General features: G+C 44.2%; 20 protein-coding genes, 1 tRNA gene and 1 pseudogene. 12 read left to right on the top strand and 10 right to left on the bottom strand.

Annotated elements, in window-relative coordinates:
• Positions 1 to 66 precede the first annotated feature (66 nt).
• Complete coding sequence (locus tag ICW23_RS09695) at positions 67 to 405, bottom strand: DUF1433 domain-containing protein (protein WP_188154415.1); 339 nt, start codon at positions 403 to 405, stop codon at positions 67 to 69.
• Between the two features lie 66 nt (positions 406 to 471).
• Here ICW23_RS09695 and ICW23_RS18955 point away from each other — a divergent pair.
• Positions 472 to 582, top strand: a pseudogene (locus ICW23_RS18955) (sporulation transcription factor Spo0A); the annotation flags it as partial.
• A gap of 188 nt (positions 583 to 770) precedes the next feature.
• Here the strand turns inward: ICW23_RS18955 and ICW23_RS09690 are convergent.
• Entirely contained in the window at positions 771 to 1,085 is a 315-nt protein-coding gene (locus ICW23_RS09690) for a DUF1433 domain-containing protein (RefSeq protein ID WP_012118522.1), read from the bottom strand.
• Between the two features lie 51 nt (positions 1,086 to 1,136).
• On the opposite strand from ICW23_RS09690, the gene ICW23_RS09685 reads away from it, so the two are divergent.
• From ICW23_RS09685 to ICW23_RS09675, 3 genes are all read left to right on the top strand, one after another.
• Complete coding sequence (locus ICW23_RS09685; RefSeq protein WP_188154414.1) at positions 1,137 to 2,564, top strand: lipase; 1,428 nt, start codon at positions 1,137 to 1,139, stop codon at positions 2,562 to 2,564.
• Positions 2,565 to 2,580: 16 nt separating this feature from the next.
• Positions 2,581 to 2,892, top strand: a complete 312-nt coding sequence (locus tag ICW23_RS09680) for a hypothetical protein (RefSeq protein WP_045925896.1) — start codon at positions 2,581 to 2,583, stop codon at positions 2,890 to 2,892.
• A 184-nt stretch (positions 2,893 to 3,076) separates the two neighbouring features.
• Entirely contained in the window at positions 3,077 to 3,271 is a 195-nt protein-coding gene (locus ICW23_RS09675; RefSeq protein ID WP_188154537.1) for a hypothetical protein, read from the top strand.
• A 472-nt stretch (positions 3,272 to 3,743) separates the two neighbouring features.
• Here ICW23_RS09675 and ICW23_RS09670 read toward each other — a convergent pair.
• The 3 genes from ICW23_RS09670 to ICW23_RS09660 all read right to left on the bottom strand — a co-directional run bounded on the left by ICW23_RS09670 (position 3,744) and on the right by ICW23_RS09660 (position 6,787).
• A tRNA-Arg gene (locus ICW23_RS09670) sits at positions 3,744 to 3,819 on the bottom strand.
• Positions 3,820 to 4,070: 251 nt separating this feature from the next.
• Positions 4,071 to 5,540 carry a glycoside hydrolase family 32 protein gene (locus tag ICW23_RS09665; RefSeq protein ID WP_188154413.1) on the bottom strand — a complete coding sequence of 490 codons (1,470 nt, stop codon included), beginning with the start codon at positions 5,538 to 5,540 and terminating at the stop codon, positions 4,071 to 4,073.
• Positions 5,541 to 5,554: 14 nt separating this feature from the next.
• Entirely contained in the window at positions 5,555 to 6,787 is a 1,233-nt protein-coding gene (locus ICW23_RS09660; RefSeq protein WP_188154412.1) for an MFS transporter, read from the bottom strand.
• Between the two features lie 365 nt (positions 6,788 to 7,152).
• Between ICW23_RS09660 and ICW23_RS09655 the strand changes: the two genes are divergently transcribed.
• Both ICW23_RS09655 and clpP read left to right on the top strand, forming a co-directional pair.
• A complete protein-coding gene (locus tag ICW23_RS09655; protein WP_188154411.1) occupies positions 7,153 to 8,127 on the top strand; it encodes a LacI family DNA-binding transcriptional regulator in 975 nt (324 codons plus the stop codon).
• A gap of 241 nt (positions 8,128 to 8,368) precedes the next feature.
• Entirely contained in the window at positions 8,369 to 8,965 is a 597-nt protein-coding gene (clpP, locus tag ICW23_RS09650) for an ATP-dependent Clp endopeptidase proteolytic subunit ClpP (protein ID WP_003151513.1), read from the top strand.
• 41 nt (positions 8,966 to 9,006) lie between these two features.
• On the opposite strand, the gene ICW23_RS09645 is transcribed toward clpP, so the two are convergent.
• Positions 9,007 to 9,867, bottom strand: coding sequence for a LysR family transcriptional regulator (locus ICW23_RS09645; RefSeq protein WP_188154410.1), 861 nt, complete (start codon positions 9,865 to 9,867; stop codon positions 9,007 to 9,009).
• 173 nt (positions 9,868 to 10,040) lie between these two features.
• Between ICW23_RS09645 and ICW23_RS09640 the strand changes: the two genes are divergently transcribed.
• From ICW23_RS09640 to ICW23_RS09630, 3 genes are all read left to right on the top strand, one after another.
• Positions 10,041 to 11,171 (top strand): 2-methylaconitate cis-trans isomerase PrpF family protein, encoded by a 1,131-nt coding sequence (locus ICW23_RS09640; RefSeq protein WP_099744154.1) that lies wholly within the window; start codon positions 10,041 to 10,043, stop codon positions 11,169 to 11,171.
• Positions 11,172 to 11,214: 43 nt separating this feature from the next.
• Entirely contained in the window at positions 11,215 to 12,591 is a 1,377-nt protein-coding gene (locus tag ICW23_RS09635) for an MFS transporter (protein WP_188154409.1), read from the top strand.
• Between the two features lie 178 nt (positions 12,592 to 12,769).
• Positions 12,770 to 13,609 (top strand): hypothetical protein, encoded by an 840-nt coding sequence (locus ICW23_RS09630; protein ID WP_188154408.1) that lies wholly within the window; start codon positions 12,770 to 12,772, stop codon positions 13,607 to 13,609.
• 8 nt (positions 13,610 to 13,617) lie between these two features.
• Here the strand turns inward: ICW23_RS09630 and ICW23_RS09625 are convergent, their stop codons facing one another.
• A complete protein-coding gene (locus tag ICW23_RS09625; RefSeq protein WP_047477263.1) occupies positions 13,618 to 14,193 on the bottom strand; it encodes a TIGR00730 family Rossman fold protein in 576 nt (191 codons plus the stop codon).
• A gap of 115 nt (positions 14,194 to 14,308) precedes the next feature.
• Between ICW23_RS09625 and ICW23_RS09620 the strand changes: the two genes are divergently transcribed.
• Positions 14,309 to 14,629 (top strand): MazG nucleotide pyrophosphohydrolase domain-containing protein, encoded by a 321-nt coding sequence (locus ICW23_RS09620; RefSeq protein ID WP_016937830.1) that lies wholly within the window; start codon positions 14,309 to 14,311, stop codon positions 14,627 to 14,629.
• A gap of 44 nt (positions 14,630 to 14,673) precedes the next feature.
• Here ICW23_RS09620 and ICW23_RS09615 read toward each other — a convergent pair whose 3' ends face one another.
• Positions 14,674 to 16,263: a SulP family inorganic anion transporter gene (locus ICW23_RS09615; protein WP_049627467.1), complete on the bottom strand. Its 1,590-nt coding sequence runs from the start codon at positions 16,261 to 16,263 to the stop codon at positions 14,674 to 14,676.
• 2 nt (positions 16,264 to 16,265) lie between these two features.
• Positions 16,266 to 16,856, bottom strand: coding sequence for a beta-class carbonic anhydrase (locus ICW23_RS09610; RefSeq protein ID WP_095241440.1), 591 nt, complete (start codon positions 16,854 to 16,856; stop codon positions 16,266 to 16,268).
• 364 nt (positions 16,857 to 17,220) lie between these two features.
• Here ICW23_RS09610 and ICW23_RS09605 point away from each other — a divergent pair, with 364 nt between their 5' ends.
• Both ICW23_RS09605 and ICW23_RS09600 read left to right on the top strand, forming a co-directional pair.
• A complete protein-coding gene (locus ICW23_RS09605; protein WP_188154407.1) occupies positions 17,221 to 18,213 on the top strand; it encodes a 2-hydroxyacid dehydrogenase in 993 nt (330 codons plus the stop codon).
• Positions 18,214 to 18,343: 130 nt separating this feature from the next.
• On the top strand, positions 18,344 to 18,808 hold the full coding sequence (locus ICW23_RS09600) for a ribonuclease (protein WP_016937826.1): 465 nt from the start codon (positions 18,344 to 18,346) through the stop codon (positions 18,806 to 18,808).
• Between the two features lie 62 nt (positions 18,809 to 18,870).
• Here ICW23_RS09600 and ICW23_RS09595 read toward each other — a convergent pair whose 3' ends face one another.
• Positions 18,871 to 19,617, bottom strand: coding sequence for an arylamine N-acetyltransferase family protein (locus ICW23_RS09595; RefSeq protein WP_045925888.1), 747 nt, complete (start codon positions 19,615 to 19,617; stop codon positions 18,871 to 18,873).
• Positions 19,618 to 19,624 lie beyond the last annotated feature (7 nt).

Below are 19,624 nucleotides of genomic sequence, written 5' to 3'. Positions count from 1 at the left end.
TTATGTCGAGGAGATAGAGTAAGAGCAATAAAACAAAATTAGCTCAGCTCGATTGAGCGGGCTAATTTATCTTATACAAAGCTTATCTATACATTCTTCTTTAGGTTCGGCATCAACCGTATACGACAATATTTCTTTATTGTTTGGATCATACAGACCTTCAAACTCTTTTTCTCCGTTAGTATAACCCTTAACACTAATACCACCAATTGGATTGATATTGTAATCCTCAGAAAAATGGATATTATCCACATTTTTATAGTTCGTTGTTAAAAACTTTTCCATATGATTCTGGGCTTCTTCGAATAACGCAATCTCTTTTTCCTTTTGATCATACTGATGCTTCATAAAAAGTCCCCCAACTGCTATAATTATTAAAATAAGGATAATTATGTACTTTTTCATTTGGAAATCAATCCTTTCCTATAAATAACTGTCGTTTTTAAGTAAACGAAATGAGCGAAAACTTGATATGAATATACTTTCAGCATGTCAAAAGCAAAGCTAACCAATTCAGAATTCATCGCGATTGTTGCTGACAAGTTAAGATTGGAACTTAAAGCGAGTAAAATGCTGATCTGACGTTTTTCCTATCGTTGAGTTGTCATGATATTTGTATGCGGTTACCGTTAATATCGGGGATACCTCGACAAATGAGACGGTAGAGGCGATTGATCTCAGGAATAGGTTTGAACTGTATGAGAAACATATCACGAATTTTGTAAGATAATTAAACAAAATAAATACCCACTCATCCTGATGTGGGTATTTTACCTTTCTTCGGCATTGACCACTGAAATCCCTATCTCCTTGTTCGTTGGATCATATATACCGGAAAATTCTTTTTCTTTATTATTATTTATGTAGCCTGAAACTTCAACTCCGCCTGTCGGATCGATATTGTAGTCTTTTGAAAAATGAACTTCCTGTACATTTTTATAGTCTTTTTTTAAGTAATTCTTCATGTGCTCTTGCGCCTCAATCACAAGTTTTTCTTCGTTTTTATGTTTATCATATTGACGCTTCACGAAAAAACCTCCCACTGCTATAATTATAACAATTAGGATAATAATGTATTTTCTCATGCGTATCATCCTTTCGGAACTATTTTACAATATAAGAAAGGTGATGTATATATGCCAAAAGGAAAAGAAATAACCGTCTCTAATGTCACAGATAAAGAATATTATCGTTTGAGTCAAGCAGCTTACCATTATAAAATGTTAGCCCTGCATATGAAATATAAAACTCCTTATAAAATAAGTAAGACGTCATATTGGTACGTTGAGAAAGTGAAGCAGGATTCTGATACGGGTCTCGATGCCATTGTATTCTCAAAAGGCATCAAGACAAAAAACGGCAAATGGGTAAAATCAAAAAACCCCGAAAACGTGGTCGTCGCCTTTGCCGGAACCGATATCGGAAAAGACCCGATCAATGACGGCGTAAAAGCGGACGGCGGGAATATTGTTTTCGGAAATAATCCGAAAAAAGAAGTGTATTATATTGTAAAAAAAGATGCGAAAGACACGTCTAAAACACTCGGAAAATACAATGGAACGCCCTCTCAAGACGCCATGCTCACAACCGGAAAGTATAAGCTGATAACGAAAACATCACAAATCGATCAAGCCGATCAGCTGGTACGGAGCGTAAAGAAAAAGTATGCCGGAACGTCAACGATTATTTCAACAACCGGCCATTCACTCGGCGGCGCTGAGGCCGAATACAGCGCGGTGAATAATGATATTTATGCCGTTGCGTTTAACAGTCCTTCCGTCGTGAAACTGCACGATGAAGAAACACAGAAAGACATCAACAGCGGCATATACGATCCTTACATCCGGTCAATTATCAATCCGGACGACATGGTCGGGGCAGGTTATTGGAACGAATATGACCGCCACAACGGGACAACGATTTATACGAAAAACCCCTCACTCTCACAGTTCAGCCGAAAGCAGCGGCTTGATGGGAACTTAAACGAGCAGATCAGCAAGAATCTCGCTTATTTCTTTACTACCGTCATTCTGAGAAATCCGGATACACACGGCTTAAACGAAGCGAATTTCATATTTGACCGAAACGGAAACATCACAAATCCGAACGGAGATGAGTTAGTCTTCGATAAAAATCTCGGCGCTCTTCTGCCGGCCGGTGCGATCGGTAGCGGAGACGCGATAAAAGTAACGCCGAAAAACGCAAAGAAGCTGGCTGAAAAGGTGCAGGCCATGACTGAGGATTTGCGGACGATGAAAAAAGAAGCGCAGAACGCCTATCAGGAGCACGATGAAAAAATCGCCGAGCTGAAAACAGAATTTTACGGCCAAGTCGGACACGGCTTGTTTGATCAGCTTCAAGCACAGGACGTGACCAATACAATTGAAGATATTGCGCAATCCTACGATAAAGGCCCGATTTTTTACGACACTCAGGCTGAGCAGGCGTTTATTGATTCTTTGCAGGCCACGATCACGGACCTTGAAGAGATCGGCGGATTCTTACATAAAATAGCGGACAAATTTCAGGAAAAAGACCAGATGCTCGCAAACTGGTTAAGATGATAGAGGTGGATACATAATGCCGACATTAGACGAACTTTTAGAACATAAGGACGACCCGATGAAGAAAAGGCTGCAGCGGCAAATGCTGAAAACCGTCATGACGCAGGCAGCGGGGACAAAACTGGAAACAGTGCGCCAAACACTGAAACCGACATTCGAAATGGACACATTGAAAGATGAATTATATGAAGTTTACTCAGCTTTATTGAACAGCTTCGAAGGCAAGGCGCAAAAAGCTCTCGCACAGCGGATCAGTGAAAGTGCGCGGCTGATTGCCGGCACCGAAAATAACAGAGACACATTCATTAACAGTTTCAAAACAAGGTAAAATAAAAAACCTCGCGGATTTATTATTTGCGGGGTTTTTCCTATCATCTTAACTGACACGCTCGGAGAATGTATCATATACCTCTATGAACGTTGATATATAAGGTTTTTGATAATCCTTTGATCCGTCAGTCGGAATGAGTAGCCGGCGGGAAGTGAGAGCGGGAGAATAAAAGAAGCTTATCATGAACATTAACAAAACAAGAGGTTTATTGTATAAAATCGCGCGTATTCTTGGCGATGTTCAAGCTGCCAAAAACGGCAGGCTTGGAAAAAGGATAGCCCGCCGCGCTGCAGGAAAAGCCACCGGGACACTAAACGAGTGGGATTTTTTTTCGGCTAGGCTATATCCTCTTTTAAACAAAATCCTTATTTGGTAAAATAATGGGCATTGTAAGGAAGGAGTGATTGAAGCGTGTTATTGTTTATAGGAAAGTTCATATTGCTCTTTTTGTTCTGTACGTTAGTGTATTATTTATTTAAAGTGGTTTATTACAATGTTGGTAAGAAGGTTGCTCTCAATGCGACAGAAGGAACAAAAGCCAATTGGGTTGCGAACGTCTTAATTAAAAATGGTACTAAGCTTACTGACGGAGATTACTTTATGGTTGCTGTCGTTACGACATTATGGCTTGTGATCCATTTATGATGTATCAAAACGATTAGGACTTGCTAGTATTGATACGACTCAAAGCCATGTGCAAAGTTTGTGCAAAACGAAATGAAATAATCCGTTTTTTAACGCTTTCTCGGGCTCCCAATAAGTCCATCGAAACAAAGAAAAACCCTTGCACGGCAAGGGTTTTCGACTTCTTTAAGCTTTATTCATTTAAAGCTATCTCATGCTTTTGACGCGCTCGGAGGGATTCGAACCCCCGACAGACGTGGTACCGGAAACCACCGCTCTATCCAACTGAGCTACGAGCGCACGTTTTTTCAATCAGATACCTTTATATTATAATAAAGACACGCGCAGAAAGCAACACTTTTTCAATAATAGTGAACTTTACGGCGCTTCTGCTGCAGTGATGTATGTATAGTAACAGGATTATGCAGCGTCCTCATGCAGCATAATCCCGCCCCGCATAACGGCTTGTTTTTCAAAAGGCTCACACGCCTGATGCGATCAGTCATTTCAGCTGCTCAGTACTTTTCCAGTCACTTCAGAAAAAGCACGTTTCAGCTTTTTTTCCAAATGTCTTTTAACGTCCAATAGGTGAATTCCTCAACCTTTACAGCGCCTTTCTCAGAAAACAGCTCAAGCCCCAATCTGCCCTCTTTCGGATAGATACGGCTTGTCATCGTTGCTTCTCCATGATTGGCGAATACTTCAATCGAAGATCTGTCAATAAATATCCGCAGCGCCAGCTTGCCGCTTGCATCCAGCCGCACTCTTCTCACACCGTCTTTCGCTTTCCCCATTTTGGTGCAATCAAGTGTCAATTTTTTATCCGTTAGATTGTACTTAAGCACAAGTTCTTCTTCACCAAGGCCGCGAATCTTAAAACCTGCCGATTCGGCATCGCAATCGTTTATATCAAACACGACTCGAACTTCAAGCAGGTCTTCGGACGTCTTTGCCAAGTAACTCCCTGATATCTGCCGGCCTGCACATTCCCGGTATTCCTTTGTTCGCAGCTGCTTGGTTTCTTCGGCGGGATTCATCAAAAGTTTATGATCGTCACGCAATGTCAGTTCTCGCGGCAGCGTCAATGCACCGCACCATCCGTCCGCTTTTGTCGGCATCTCAGATTCCCACATATCCATCCAGCCGATAGCGATTCTGCGTCCCTTATCATCTAGTAATGTTTGCACGGCGTAAAAGTCATGGCCGTAATCCAGCTCTGTAAAAGCGCCATGTGTAAATTTATTTGTTTCATAATTATAGTCACCGATTAAATAACCGGTTTGATGTAAATTGTTATATGAATCGCCGTCCGCTTCAATACCCTGTGGCGAAATCAGCAGGACATGTTTGCCGCCTAATTCAAAGAAATCCGGACATTCCCACATATAGCCGAGATGACCGTCACTTTGGGCGAGAACACCTGCGTATTCCCAATCACGCAAATCAGATGAACGGTATAAAACGACCCGTCCGACATTTTCTTTTGTGGAGTTGCCGATGACCATATACCAATCATCGCGATGCTTCCATACTTTCGGATCGCGGAAATGACGGGCGCTGTCTTCCGGCGGTGCCGCAATAACGGGGTTTTCCTGAAGCTTTTCAAACACAATTCCATCTTGGCTGACCGCGATATTTTGAGTTTGATAGAAAAGGTCTTTCTCTTGATCAATCATATTATGGCCTGTATAGATTAAAGTAAGGCGTCCGTTATCATCGGCCGCGCTTCCCGAAAAACAGCCGCTTTGATCAAATGCATCCCCCGGAGCTAAGGCAACCGGCAGGTGCTCCCAATGAATGAGATCTTTACTCTTTACATGCCCCCAATGCATCGGCCCCCAATTCTCATCATACGGATGATGCTGAAAAAAGACGTGGTATTCTCCTTTAAACTGAATAAGCCCGTTCGGATCATTGATCCAATTCGCCCGGGGCATAATGTGGTACCCCAGCCGATATCTTTGTTTCACTTTACCCTCGGCTTCCTTCAAAGCTTCTTCCGCCTGCTGAATTCTATCCATTTGCGACATCCTCTCTATCCGATTTTTTGCAGACGCTGAACACGCCTGCTGTTTTGTTTCGGGCCCAATAAAGTAAATATGGAGATGACGGTAAAACCAAAGACGACGATTCCCATGATGAGATAAGTTTGCCGGAACCCCGCACTGTCATATAATCCTCCCGCCAGCGGCGACAGAATCGACGCGCCTGCCTGAGATGCGAATTGAAAACCGACGAGATAAAGGACGGACGACAGACGCGTATCAAAATTGGCCGCCAAATATTTAAAAACGGCGATCAGCATAATCGGCAGTTCCAGTGCGTGGATGAGTTTCATTGATGAAATTCCTACAGGCTCAACTGCAATTCCGGACCCGACGATGCGGAAAGCCATTAAAAACCCCGCTAAAATCAAACTGTTTTTCGCTCCGAACTTATTGACGATAAAAGGCGCAAGAAACATCATGCCGGCCTCTAAAAATACCTGGACTGAATTAAGATAGCCGAATACTTGGTTGCCTATCGACACTGAAGGAAACAAAGACGCATAGTAGATCGGGAACTGCTGATCATATACGCCGTAAATGCAGGTCACGCCGATAATGTACATCATAAAAAACCAAAAATCCTTTATTAAAAAGAGCCGCCCCACATCTTTTAACCGGACCGAATCCGCTCTGTTTTTCTCGTGGTCTGTCATTTCGATTTTTACAGACATGATAATGGCCGTTAAAATGACGGCTGAAACAGACGCGATCCAGAAGTTGATATTGGGATTGATATTGAAAAGCTGTCCTGCAAAAAATGCAGCCGCCGCCCAGCCCAATGAGCCCCACATTCTTGATTTTCCATACTCGAAATGATATTTTCGGCTGACCTTTTCAATGTACGTTTCAATCGCGCCTATCCCCGCCAAAAAGCCGGCTCCCAAATACAGGCCTCCGACAATGGCGCCAAGAAAGACATTGTACTGTAAGAGCGGTCCATAGATGAAAATATAAAACGGACCTGTAAATAGGAGAAGAAAGCTGATCATAAATAAAATCTTTTTCTTCAGCCCCAATTTGTCAGAAATAAAACCGTAAAGAGGCTGCATGCACAAGGCAAATACGGCGTTTACAGAAAAAATAATGCCTGTCGATGATCCATTCAAATTCATTTCCTGCCCCAGCCAAATCGCAAATAAAGAATAGCTGGAAGACCAAGTAAAAAAGAAAAAGAAAAAATAAGCACTCAGTTTCCAATACAGACTTTTTGCGTTTTTCATTTTCACCGCTCCTTTAATAGGACCTTTTACTCCACGTTCCCGAACCGCTGAGCCATGTCATTCCTTCCCGCTATAAAGTAAGCGCTTTCTTTTTTAGCGCTGTCCGGTACTTCACTTTAGTTGCATTACGCAAACAGCCGCCGTCACTTCCCTTCATCCTCTTTATAAAGCGCTTTCATAAAGAATTTTATGTCAACCGGTTTCATATGTCAATCGGTTGACATAAAATTTTCTGATTATTCAAATCGAATAAAACGAACCCTTAGCAGAAATATGGAATTTCCTTGCGCTTGTCAGCACGATTCTCTAAAATAGGTGCGTGACGAGAATTGTAAGCCATTTCAGTAAAGCAGGAGGGCAAGGGAATGAAGCCTAACATTCACGATGTTGCAAAAATAGCGGGAGTTTCCTCTACAACCGTTTCGCGGGTATTAAATAACCGCGGCTATATCAGCGAAAAAACAAAAGAAAAAGTGTACAATGCGATGGAAGAAATCAATTACTTTCCAAACGATCTCGCCCGCTCTTTATTCCGTAAAAGAACCAATTTAATAGGGCTTATCATCCCAAACTCCGGCAACCCGTTTTTCGGGGAACTCGCTTTTCATATTGAAAGCATTTGTACGTCCATGGGCTACAAACTGCTGCTTTGCAACAGTTTACATCGAAAGGATAAAGAAGAAAAATATGTGGAGATGCTGATAAGAAACCAAGTGGACGGCGTGATCGCCGTGACTTACAACCGGGGAATTCTCAATTATCATAAGCAAAATCTGCCGATTGTCGCCATTGATCATTTCTTATCGGATTCAATTCCCGTCATCGGCTCAGACAACTATGACGGCGGAAAAAAAGCGGCGGAACTGCTGATCGAAAAAGGGTGCCGGCACATCGTCCATATCAACGGCCCGCTTGAACTCGAAACACCGGCAAACCTCAGAAGAAAAGCATACGAAGATGTCATGCGTAAACACGGAAGGCAGCCTATTACATATGAAGTACCCTTTTATCAACATGACCATGACATCATTTCATCGTTATTCGATGAACAGCCTGACACCGACGGAATTTTTGCCAGTGATGATCTGATGGCGGCAGCAGTCATGACGGAGGCCAAAAAACGGGGAAAAGACATCCCGGCTCAATTAAAAGTGATCGGTTATGACGGCACCGAAACCGTTCAATCGATCCTTCCGGAATTGACAACCATCCAGCAGCCGATCGAATTGATTTCCAAAACAGCCATCGAGATTTTAGTAAAAGAAATTGAAGGCGAATTTGATGATTTGCCGCTGGAAACGTATTTGCCGGTGCGGTTTCTAGAAGGTCAGACAACTTAATCAGCCGGTTCAGCCGTACGGCACGCCAGCGTTCTATTTCGGCTGCTCAGGCCATATCATTTTCTCAAGCGCCGGCGTTGTTAATACCCATTTTTACTTTGCTGTTTGAACTTTTTGTTTTCTGGGAAAAATGGTGTTAGAAGAAAAGGTTGGCATTTTGGTCAGCGTTTTGTTTGACCTTTATTGACCAAAAATGTATCATGTAAATACATACTTACCTAAAAGGTGAAGGAGGAGCATTATGAATTTAATACCTACAGTCATTGAACAAACGAACCGCGGAGAAAGAGCTTATGACATTTACTCCCGTCTTTTGAAGGACCGTATTATCATGCTTGGATCTGCGATTGATGACAACGTTGCGAACTCCATCGTGTCACAGCTTTTATTCCTTGAAGCGGAAGACCCTGAAAAAGATATTTCCATTTACATTAACAGCCCTGGCGGATCAATCACTGCCGGTATGGCAATCTACGATACAATGCAGTTCATTAAACCGAAAGTATCTACAATCTGCATCGGGATGGCCGCTTCTATGGGAGCATTTTTACTTGCAGCCGGTGAAAAAGGCAAACGTTACGCGCTTCCTAACAGTGAAGTCATGATTCACCAGCCGCTTGGCGGAGCGCAAGGACAGGCGACAGAAATTGAAATCGCGGCAAAACGCATTCTCTTGCTTCGCGATAAATTAAACAAAGTGCTTGCTGAACGTACCGGCCAGCCGCTTGAAGTGATCGAGCGCGATACAGACCGCGACAACTTCAAATCAGCTGATGAAGCTTTAGAATACGGCTTAATCGATAAAGTGCTGACACGCAATACGGAAGACCAGAAGTAATATCCTGCCTGCAAGAGAGTCTCAAACTCTTGCAGGTTTTTTTATGTTCTATCTTCATTCAAAAAAGTAATGAATGCTTTGACGACAGACAATTCTAACGCTGAAGAATCATACATAAGCCACGTATCACGTATCACAGGCTCGTTATTTTTATAAGACAGCGCCAATGTGTATAATTCATCAGAAGGCTGAAGACAGATTTCCGGCACAACAGAATAACCGAGACCGTTTTTCACCATCTCTTTACAGGTTTCCTGCCTGTCTACCTCCATTGCAATGAAAGGCGGCTCAGAAAATTGATTATTCCACCATTTTTGAATCAGACTTTTCAAAGAAGCATCAGTTTGATAATAAATCATCGGCAATTTGGGCAAGTCCTCACTGTTGATTTCAGTTTTTGAAATAAGGTACAGCCTCTCTTCATTTAGCAGTTGTTTTTCCCCTTGCCAATCATAATTTCCCCTCATAATCCCAAGGTGCACGCCGGAATGATGAAGCAGATCCATCACCTTCGCACTCCATCCCGTATTGACGTGGAATTGAACAGACGGATACTGATCAGAAAACCGTTTTAGAATCGCCGGGAGCTTATACTGAGCAAAATTGCTTGAGACTCCTAATCTGAGAACCCCGCTGACTTCATGGCTCATATTGAGCATATCATCCTTCATTTTTCTGAATTCCTGCAGCATCTCTTTCGAATATTCAACCAGATATTCACCTTCTGAAGTGAATTCCATCCCTTTTTTTCTTTTATAAAAGAGGCGCACTCCGAATTGCGATTCCAAGTTTTTGAGCCGGTAACTTAATGCCGGCTGTGTCATATATAACCGCTCTGCCGCCTTCGTCATATTTTTTTCCTCGAATAATGTAATGAGTACAGCCCAATCCTTTTCATCCATATAAAATCCCCCAAAATATTTTTCTGCTATAAAATTTTCTCCTGTTATAAAAGTTTTTTATTCAACTTTATAAAAATTATATGTTTTACTTATAATCCTTATTTATCATACGATATTTTCCAAAGGGACCGGTACCTTTTTATCCACACAAAATGATGTAAGGATGAGACAGCATGGAAAAAGTTCCTGTAACCGTCATGAGAGGCGGCACCAGCAAAGGCGTTTTTATTCTTCAAAAAGACATGCCAGACGATACAAACCTATGGAGCGATTTTCTTTTAGACATTATGGGGAGCCCTGACGAGAGACAAATTGACGGTCTCGGCGGCGGACATTCCCTCACAAGCAAGGCAGCCATTATTAAGAAATCCGCCAGAAAAGACGCAGATGTTGAGTATACATTTGCGCAAGTCAGTCTGACTGACAAATTTACCGACTTCAAAGGCAATTGCGGAAATATCTCTTCTGCCGTAGGCCCTTATGCTATTGAGAAAGGGCTCGTTCAGGCTGAAGAGCCGGTGACAACAGTCAGAATTTTAAACACAAACACTCAAAAAGTGATCGCAGCAGAAGTTGAAGTCAAAAACGGAACATTTCATTATCAGGGAGACTGCTCGATTCCGGGAGTTCCAGGTACAGCTTCTCCTATTTATCTTTCATTTCACCAGGCTGAAGGGGCGGTGACCGGAAAACTGTTTCCGACCGGTCAGCCTATTGATGTTCTCGATACACCGTATGGGAATATCTCCGTATCGATTATTGATTACGCCAATCCGCTTGTCTTTGTAAAAGCAGAGGACGCGGGGCTTACCGGCATAGAACTTCCGGACGAATATACTCCGGATATATTGGAAAAGCTCGAAATAATCCGATCAATTGCAGCCGAGAAATGCAGATTCGCTCCGAGACATGAGGCTTCGGCAAAATCACCGGCCGTACCAAAACTGACTTTAATCTCATCCCCAGCGGATTATATTGATACAAAAGGGATAAAGAGACACGCTCATGAAATGGACCTTGTCATTCGTATGATGTCCATGCAAAAACCGCATCAAGCTTTAGCCATTACAGGGGCGGTATGCACGACCGCCGGCATGTTATTGGAGGATACGATATTATCTGAATTTTCATTCTCCGGAAAAACGATCCGATTAGGGCATCCAAGCGGCATTTTAAAAACCGAAGCAGATGCCGATCCGGACGGAACAACGATTAAAGTAGTACGCACAGCAAGAAAAATCTCTGAAGGCTATGTGTTTACTAAGCAAAGTTACAACATGAATACGCTGAATCACATTGGTTAATACAAGCCCCCAGACAAGTCAAAGATAAACGGAGGAATACGAGATGATCAATGTAAACGCGTCTAATCGACTGAACAGACTGCCTTTTTCAAGGGCTCATCAAGCGGTGCTCGTTATCCTTTCATTCGCTTACTTTTTTGATTTTATTGATTTAAATACGTTTTCATATGCGGCGCCTTCACTTTTAAAGGAATGGAACATATCCACTCATACCATCGCTTTTATTACGTCTGTCTCCTATTTCGGAATGTTTATCGGCGCCTCTGCCGGAGGATGGTTTTCAGACCGTTTCGGAAGGAAAAAAGGTTTAATTCTGGTTGTCACCTTTTTCTCTTCCTTCTCCCTCCTCTCTTCTCTGGCTTGGAACCCAGAAATACTCGGTGTTTTTAGATTTCTTACGAGTTTAGGTATCGGCGCCACAACGATTGTGGCAAGTACGTATATCAGCGAATTTTTCCCCTCCGCAGCCAAGGGAAAATACCAGGCAATCTGTATTACGATAGGCATATGCGGAATTCCTGCAGCCGGCTGGGTGGCTAAATTGGTCGTGCCGTCCGCCTCTTACGGCTGGCGGTTTATCTTTCTATTCGGCGCAGTCGGTATTTTTTTTCCGCTGATCGCCAGAAAACTGGAAGAATCACCAAAATGGCTGGATACGAAAGGAAAAAGCGAACAGGCACACCGCATTCTGCTTGAGCTTGAAGCAAAAATAGAAAAAGAAAAGGGTGAACTGCCTGAACCGGCTCCGGCTCTAAAAAGCAGAAAAACCGCTGTAAAATCCGTTCCATATCGGACGTTATTTCAAAAGCCTTTAGCAGGAAGAACTTTGGTTTTAATGACGATGTGGGCAGCTTCCACGATTGCCATTCAAGGCTTTGGCACGTGGGTTCCCACCCTTTTGGTGAAAGAAGGCGTATCAATGGATGAGTCTATCGTATACGTCACTCTGGGAACGATCGGTGCCCCGCTTGGCGCTCTCATTGCGTCGCAAATCTCTGACCGTGTAGATCGAAAGTGGGCCATTTCTGTTTTATCGTTCATTATTATGGCGCTTGGATTCATTTACGGCATCAATCCTTTGCCGATGGTCATTGTCATATGCGGATTTCTCATGCATATGTTTGAGCGTACGTTCAGTTCAATCGCATATGCTTATACGCCGGAATTATATCCGGTTGAAGCCAGGGCGTCTGGAAATGGCCTCACTTACGGCGTGGGACGTCTTGCGAATGTAGCCGGTCCCTTTGTCGTCAGTTTCCTGTATTCAGGCTACGGATTTTTAAGTGTCTTCTTGTTCTTTACAGGCTGCTGGCTCCTTTGTGCACTGACAGTCGGTATTTTTGGAATCGGGTCAAAAAAACAAAAGATGCAGCAGGATGATTTCATATCGGAAGACACATTTGCGCAGCAAAAGTTGTAAACGCATACACCTCAAAACGCAAAACATCCATCTCCTCAGAGGAAATGGATGTTCTTCTTTCAATCCCAACCGCAGTCTCTTTCTCATCTTATTCTCATACACATGTCTTATCCTTAAGAAAGGCGTGATACGCATGAGGCGGAGAAAACGGTTTTTCCCCGGGAAGAAAAGGTATTTTATGGGCGGAGAACTTTCCGATCAGAATGGTTTAGATGCAACCGCCGAACCATCTTCCTACAGAGCAGTTGATGCCGAAACATATTTCAGACCCTCTTGTCTGCCTGTCCTGAACACAGCAATTGAAAGTTCCTTTTTTAACCCTTATATTGACAGGCCTTGGAAAAGCATTCATCTGCCCCAATCCCTCACTTTGGCTCCTGAAAAAACGGTCTTACATTATTTTAGTGTTTTACGTGAAGCCGAAAATCTTACGGACGAAAAAGCCGGGGGGTGCGGTACAGTCGGCCAGGCCCGCATTCCTTTTCCGCTTGCCTATGCCTTTTTCTCTCCGGCCTGCCGTAAGAAACATTCCTACAAAGCTTTTCTTGCCTCATTTGAAGGTATTGGCCAGACCCACCTGATCAAATTGAATCAGCTTGAAGGCTTGCGCTATTTCGTTGAGATCGAAACCATTCAAGGTTCAAATCAAAACGTCACATTTTTCGCTTATTATCACGGTATTGTCCGGTTGGAAAAACACAATGGCCGGTTTCTGATCGGCCGAATAACTTGGTATGGTGAAGATTTTTTGTGTGCCGCTTACCATTTGTGGCAGCACAATGCAGAAACCAGCCTTGATATCAAATTTGGCAGCTGGTGCAAGCTTATTAAAAAAAGGTGGCCTGTCCGGCAGAATGGTTATGTCAAAACAATTGATTTTGACGGAACAGACGGCGGTCATTACCGTTTTGTCTATTTTCAGCTCACAAATGGTACAGACGTGTTAGCCAAACAGCTGAGAAAAAACAGCTCCGGGCAATGGGAGCTGATTCATCTTGATGCTGACGACTGCTTATAGAATCTTCCTTACAATTCCCGCCATTTCTTATCTAAAATCGGGTATGTATACCGATTCATCTGTTCAATCAGCTCATCTGGGCGGGAGGAGCTGTGGATCAGCTTCAAATGAGATTCATTCGAAAATCCTTCCTGAATGCTGTATTTGACCATCTTCATCATCGGCTCAAAATAACCGTTCACATTGTAAAGTCCGATTGGTTTTTGATGAATGCCGATTTGCGCCCAGCACAGCACTTCAAATAACTCTTCATAAGTTCCGAAGCCGCCTGGCATGGCAATGTACCCGTCGGCAAGTTCACTCATTTTCGCTTTCCGTTCATGCATGCCGCTGACTTCAATCAGCTCCGTCAGATTTTGGTGAACAATCTCTCCGCTGAACAATCCGCTCGGCATGACGCCGACAGCTTTTCCGCCGCCTGCCATTAACGCGTCGGCAACGGTTCCCATCAGACCGACCCGTGAACCGCCGTAAACAAGGGCGATTCCCTGCTCCGCCATATATTCACCGAGTTCGGCCGCTTTGCGTTTGTATTCTTCATTTACCCCCGGATTTGATCCCGCAAATACACAAATCGTTTTCATTTTTTCATCTCCGCATCTATATATGTACATCAATAAATCAAAATACACTATATATTGTCCCATCTCTATATGATAATATCAATAAGAATCATACAGGACATAAGGAGTGTTTCACATGCAGATCGCTGAAACAGAACAATGGCTGAAAGACTTTTACGAAAAAAGAGGATGGACGGCGTACGGACCATTTATCAGAATCGGCTTTTTAATGGAAGAAGCGGGTGAGCTCGCCCGGGCGGTAAGAGCATATGAAATCGGCAGGGACCGGCCGGATGAAAAGGACGCGACCCAGTCAGAACGCAGGCAGGAGCTGATGGAAGAAATGGGTGACGTCCTCGGAAACCTCGCCATCCTCGCCGATAAGTACGGAATCACTTTAGAAGATGCGATGAGAGCCCATCAGGAAAAACTGATTAAACGTTTTGAAACCGAATAAAAACACGGCCTGTCCGCTTTTTCATGGACAGGCCGCACCTGAATTTATCCCGTTATCTCGTCCTGATGCTCAAAGAAGTGCTGTTTTCCGATTTTATGAAACAGCCCCGTCTTTCGGATCAGCTCCCTCGGCTGAGACTGCAATCCGACGATCATCAATCTGCCGTTATGGCGTTTGATCCGGTTCATGACATTCCCCAGAACCGCTTCTGCGGAAGTATCCATGTAATGCACATTATTCATCAGCAGGATAAGCGTTTTCGGCTTTTCCTGAAGCCTCTCCAGCAATGATGATTCCAATGAATCAATCGAACCGAAAAACAGCGGCCCTTCAATGGAATATGTGCTGACGGACGAATCGTTTTTAACCGATTTGACGGCGGCATGCGGTGTTTTGACGCTTGTCGATTCGCTCATTTTTCTGATAAAGAAAACAAAAGCGAGCACGAGACCGGCAGACACGCCGATGATTAAATCAAACAGAACCGTCAGTAAAAAGGTTGCCGCCAGTACGAATGAATCAGTGTTTTTCAGCCGCATCATATTGGCGACTTCCCTCCGTTCACTCATGTTCCAAGCCACAACCATCAATACCGGCGCCATGCTTGCCAGCGGTACGTGAACGGCAAGCGGGGCGAAGACGAGCAGGACGAGGAGGACGGTGACTCCGTGAACAACACCGGAAATCGGAGAAACTGCGCCGTTTTTAATATTTGTTGCGGTCCGCGCAATCGCTCCCGTTGCCGGTATGCCGCCGAAAAGCGGCGCGGCCATATTGGCGATGCCCTGCCCGACAAGCTCCCTATTGCTGTCATGCCGTGATCCCTTCATATTATCCGCGACCATTGCCGATAATATGGATTCAAGCCCGCCGAGAAGCGCAATGATCAGAGCCGACGGAAACATCATTATCATGTTATCAATTGAGAAATCAGGAAGCTGAAAAGCCGGAAGCTGCCGCGGAATCTCTCCGTAAGCAGAACCGATTGTCGCCATCTTGTCAGGGAAAAACACGACCGCCGCGGCTGTAGATACAAGCAGCGCCACAAGCGCACCCGGAATCTTCGGCATCAGCCTGGCTGATAACAGCAAAATGGCCAAAGCAATTCCCGCGATCAAAATGCTGTACAAATTAAAGGTTCCGATCTTTTTGCCGATCTCCGCAATGTTAAGGATAAAGCTTTCATGCTTTTGAATATCGCGCAGACCGAGAAAATGGGCGATCTGCTCTGAGAAAATCAGCACCGCGATTCCGGCCGTAAATCCGACGATCACCGGCTTCGGCACAAATTTCATAATCTTCCCGAGCTTAAATACGCCGAACAGGACGAGCATCACGCCTGCCATGAAACCGGCGACAAGTAAATTCTCAAAACCATACTGCATCACAATGGCAAATAAAATGGGAACAAACGCCCCCGTAGGCCCTCCGATCTGATATTTAGAGCCGCCTAACAGCGAAATCAGAATTCCGGCCACAATAACGGTATAAAGCCCGTATTCCGGACCGACCCCGGAGGCGATGGCAAAGGCCATGCCCAAAGGAATTGCTACAATTCCGACGACAATTCCTGCGACCAAGTCTTTCTGAAATTTCTGCAAATTGTATCCATGATATCTGCCGGAAAATTGCATGGTCAGCTGCATCCCCCTTTGACTGTTTCATAACCGTCAACCACAACATCCAGCGTCCCCGTCCCCGGATCAATCACCAGCCCGTGCACCGGCACCTCTTCAGGCAGGAGCGGATGGTGCCTGACCATATTCACGCTGTGAGCCACGCTTTCTTCGACGCTGTGAAAACCGGACAGCCATGTCTCCAAATCGACTCCCGCATGCTGCAAAAGGCTGAGACATTTCTCCTCCACGCCGCGCTCTTTTGCTTTATTTAATATGGAAGCCGCATTCAATCCCGACATCCCGCACTCGCGGTGACCTACGATGCAGACTTCCTCAGCCTGCAGTTCATAAACGGCAACCAAAATACTCCGCATGACACTTCCAAATGGGTGAGAAACAATGGCTCCCGCGTTTTTTATGATTTTGGCATCGCCGTTTCTGAGTCCCATCGCCTGCGGCAGAAGCTCCGTCAGCCTTGTATCCATACAGGATACGATGACAAGCTTTTTTTTCGGGAATTTTGTCGTTTGGTAAGGTTCATATTTCCTTTCTTGGACAAACTGCTGGTTGTGCTCCAAAATGCTTGATAAAGAAACCATTTTTCTAATCATCTCCCATCCGATTGTATTGCAAGCCTTCTTACCCAGCTTACAGTAAGGAATTATAGCACAGAAAAAGGCCTCAAAAGCGCTTTCAAAAAAAGACACGATAATTTAACTGTAAATTCAGATTATATTCATTTATATCTTTCAAAAATAATAAAATTTATCTTTATACAAACCTATAAAGCTTTTGAAAACAGCGGTCCCGCGCTTTTGCCTTTAGAAATATAGGCGGATTCTGTTACGGATTGGAGAAATCACACATGTATATCTCTTCTTCTTTTCATTTTGGGTTCAAAAGAACCAGAAATTCACCGAATGCGTTTGAATATTTCTCACCTTACCGCTTCTCTTATATAATAAAATAGAGATGAAAGACAAAGGAGGAGAAGCCCCGTTGAAACCATATGTATTCATCGCAAAACCGATACCGCCGGAAGTCGAACAAATGATAGGCGAGCATTGCCGCTATGACATCTGGAAGGAAGATACCATTTCAAAAGAAGAATTGTACGAGAAAATGAAGGATGCTGAAGGGCTGCTGACATCCGGAACGGCGATTGACAGTGATTTGCTGGATCACGCGCCGAAACTGAAAGTCGTCAGCAACAATTCGGTCGGCTACGATAATTTTAATATAGAAGAAATGAAAAGACGCGGGGTCGTCGGCACACATACTCCGTACACCTTGGATGACACGGTCGCTGATCTGGCTTTTTCATTAATCCTGTCTTCCGCCAGACGGGTTGCCGAATTGGATCGATTCGTCCGGGCCGGCAAATGGGGAACTGTTGAGGAAGAATCCCTTTTCGGTATGGATGTCCACCATCAGACATTGGGCATTATCGGCATGGGCAGAATCGGTGAACAAGCAGCCAAACGGGCAAAATTGGGCTTCGATATGGACGTGTTATACTATAACCGCAGCAGAAAACCGGATGCTGAGAAAGAGCTCGGCGTTACATATGCCGACTTAGATACACTGCTGAAAACGTCAGACTTTGTGCTTTTGATTACGCCGCTTACTGACGAAACGTATCATATGATAGGAGAACGGGAATTTAAAATGATGAAAGATACGGCATTTTTCGTCAATATTTCCCGGGGAAAGACGGTTGATGAAAAAGCGCTCATCCGCGCATTGCAGGAGGGCTGGATAAAAGGCGCCGGTTTAGATGTATTTGAAAAAGAGCCGATCGGTGAAGACAATCCGCTCCTCCAGCTGGAAAACGTCACATTGCTTCCGCATATCGGTTCAGCAACGGCTAAAATCCGTTTGAATATGTTCAAGCAAGCCGCCCAAAACATGATTGACGCCGTATACGGAAAAACACCGAAAAACCTCACGAAAGAATTTCAATGAGAGGAAAAATCCCGGTTGGTTCAGCCGGGGTTTATTTTTCGCTGGATCAAAAGTACTATTTTTAAATTCTATCTATTCCTTTCTTTCGATGCTGATACAATAAAAAGGAATCAGCTTCACATGATGAAAAATGGGAGGTATTGCTTTGAAAAAACGTTTATCATGGATTTCCGTATGTTTACTGGTGCTTTTCTCGGCGGCGGGGATACTGTTTTCAACGAATGCCAAGACGGAAACACCGTCTCACAAGGCACACACAGAAGCACAGGTTATCAACACATTTGACGGGGTTGCGGATTATCTTCTGACATATCACAAACTTCCTGATAATTACATTACAAAATCAGAGGCACAGGCCCTCGGCTGGGTAGCATCAAAAGGGAACCTTGCAGACGTCGCTCCGGGGAAAAGCATCGGCGGAGACATCTTCTCAAACAGGGAAGGCAAACTCCCGGCTAAAAGCGGGCGGACGTGGCGTGAAGCGGATATTAACTATACATCAGGCTTCAGAAATTCAGACCGGATTCTTTACTCAAGCGACTGGCTGATTTATAAGACGACAGATCATTATAAAACCTTTACGAAAATCAGATAAACCGAAACAAAAAACGGCTTCCCTGCGGGAGGCCGTTTTTTTCTGCAGGAAATCTGCAGGCTTTACATAAAATGAGTATTAAACTTTTCTTCAAACTCTGATCGGTCTATTCTGCTGTTTTCCGCTGTGCCATCGTGTTTTTTTATTGTTATATTGCGTTCAGACAGAACCATGTGCCCTTCCGGTGTCCGCTTAGAAGCAAGCAGGCGTTTGTTGAAAGGAGAGCGTTCATGTTCAAAGATTGTTTGTTTCATAGACTTGAGGTCCTTTTCATCGATTTCTTCAAGCGAAAATGCGTAACCTGTCTGCCAGCCGTCCCCTTTGTTCATTTCAAGCATGTATGTCCCGTATTCCGTCTCTTCTATCCTCACGCGGAACGCGCCGGCCGCTGATACCATCTCGTCTCCTGACATCGGCACAGGCTGCATGGCGAGATTGAGGCCGAAGCCTGCATCAGCGATGTACTCACTCCCCCCGGCGGAAAGAAGTACGGCCGCATGTGTGCCGGGCAGCGCCCAGCCGTTTTTCCAGACCGTTCCGCGGATCAATTTGACATCAAATCCGGCATCTTTCAGTATGAAATAAAGCAGTCCGTTTAAGTCATAACAAAGGCCGCCATGAGGTTCCTTCACCATGTGCCGCCACAGTCCTTCTTTCGTGACGTCATATTCTTTTTTGGACAAAACCGCGCGATTTTCAAACGGAAACCGATACGCGAGCGCCTTTAAAAACTCCGGCAGGTTGCTGAAATCGAGGGAATCCTTTTCCCAGCCTATCGTTTGATAACAATCTTTCAGAAACTCATTCATCGTTCCG

Origin of the sequence: Bacillus sp. 1021 (assembly GCF_014534735.1) — a bacterium.
Lineage (GTDB): Bacteria > Bacillota > Bacilli > Bacillales > Bacillaceae > Bacillus > Bacillus siamensis.
This window is presented reverse-complemented; position numbering and strand designations above follow the sequence as displayed.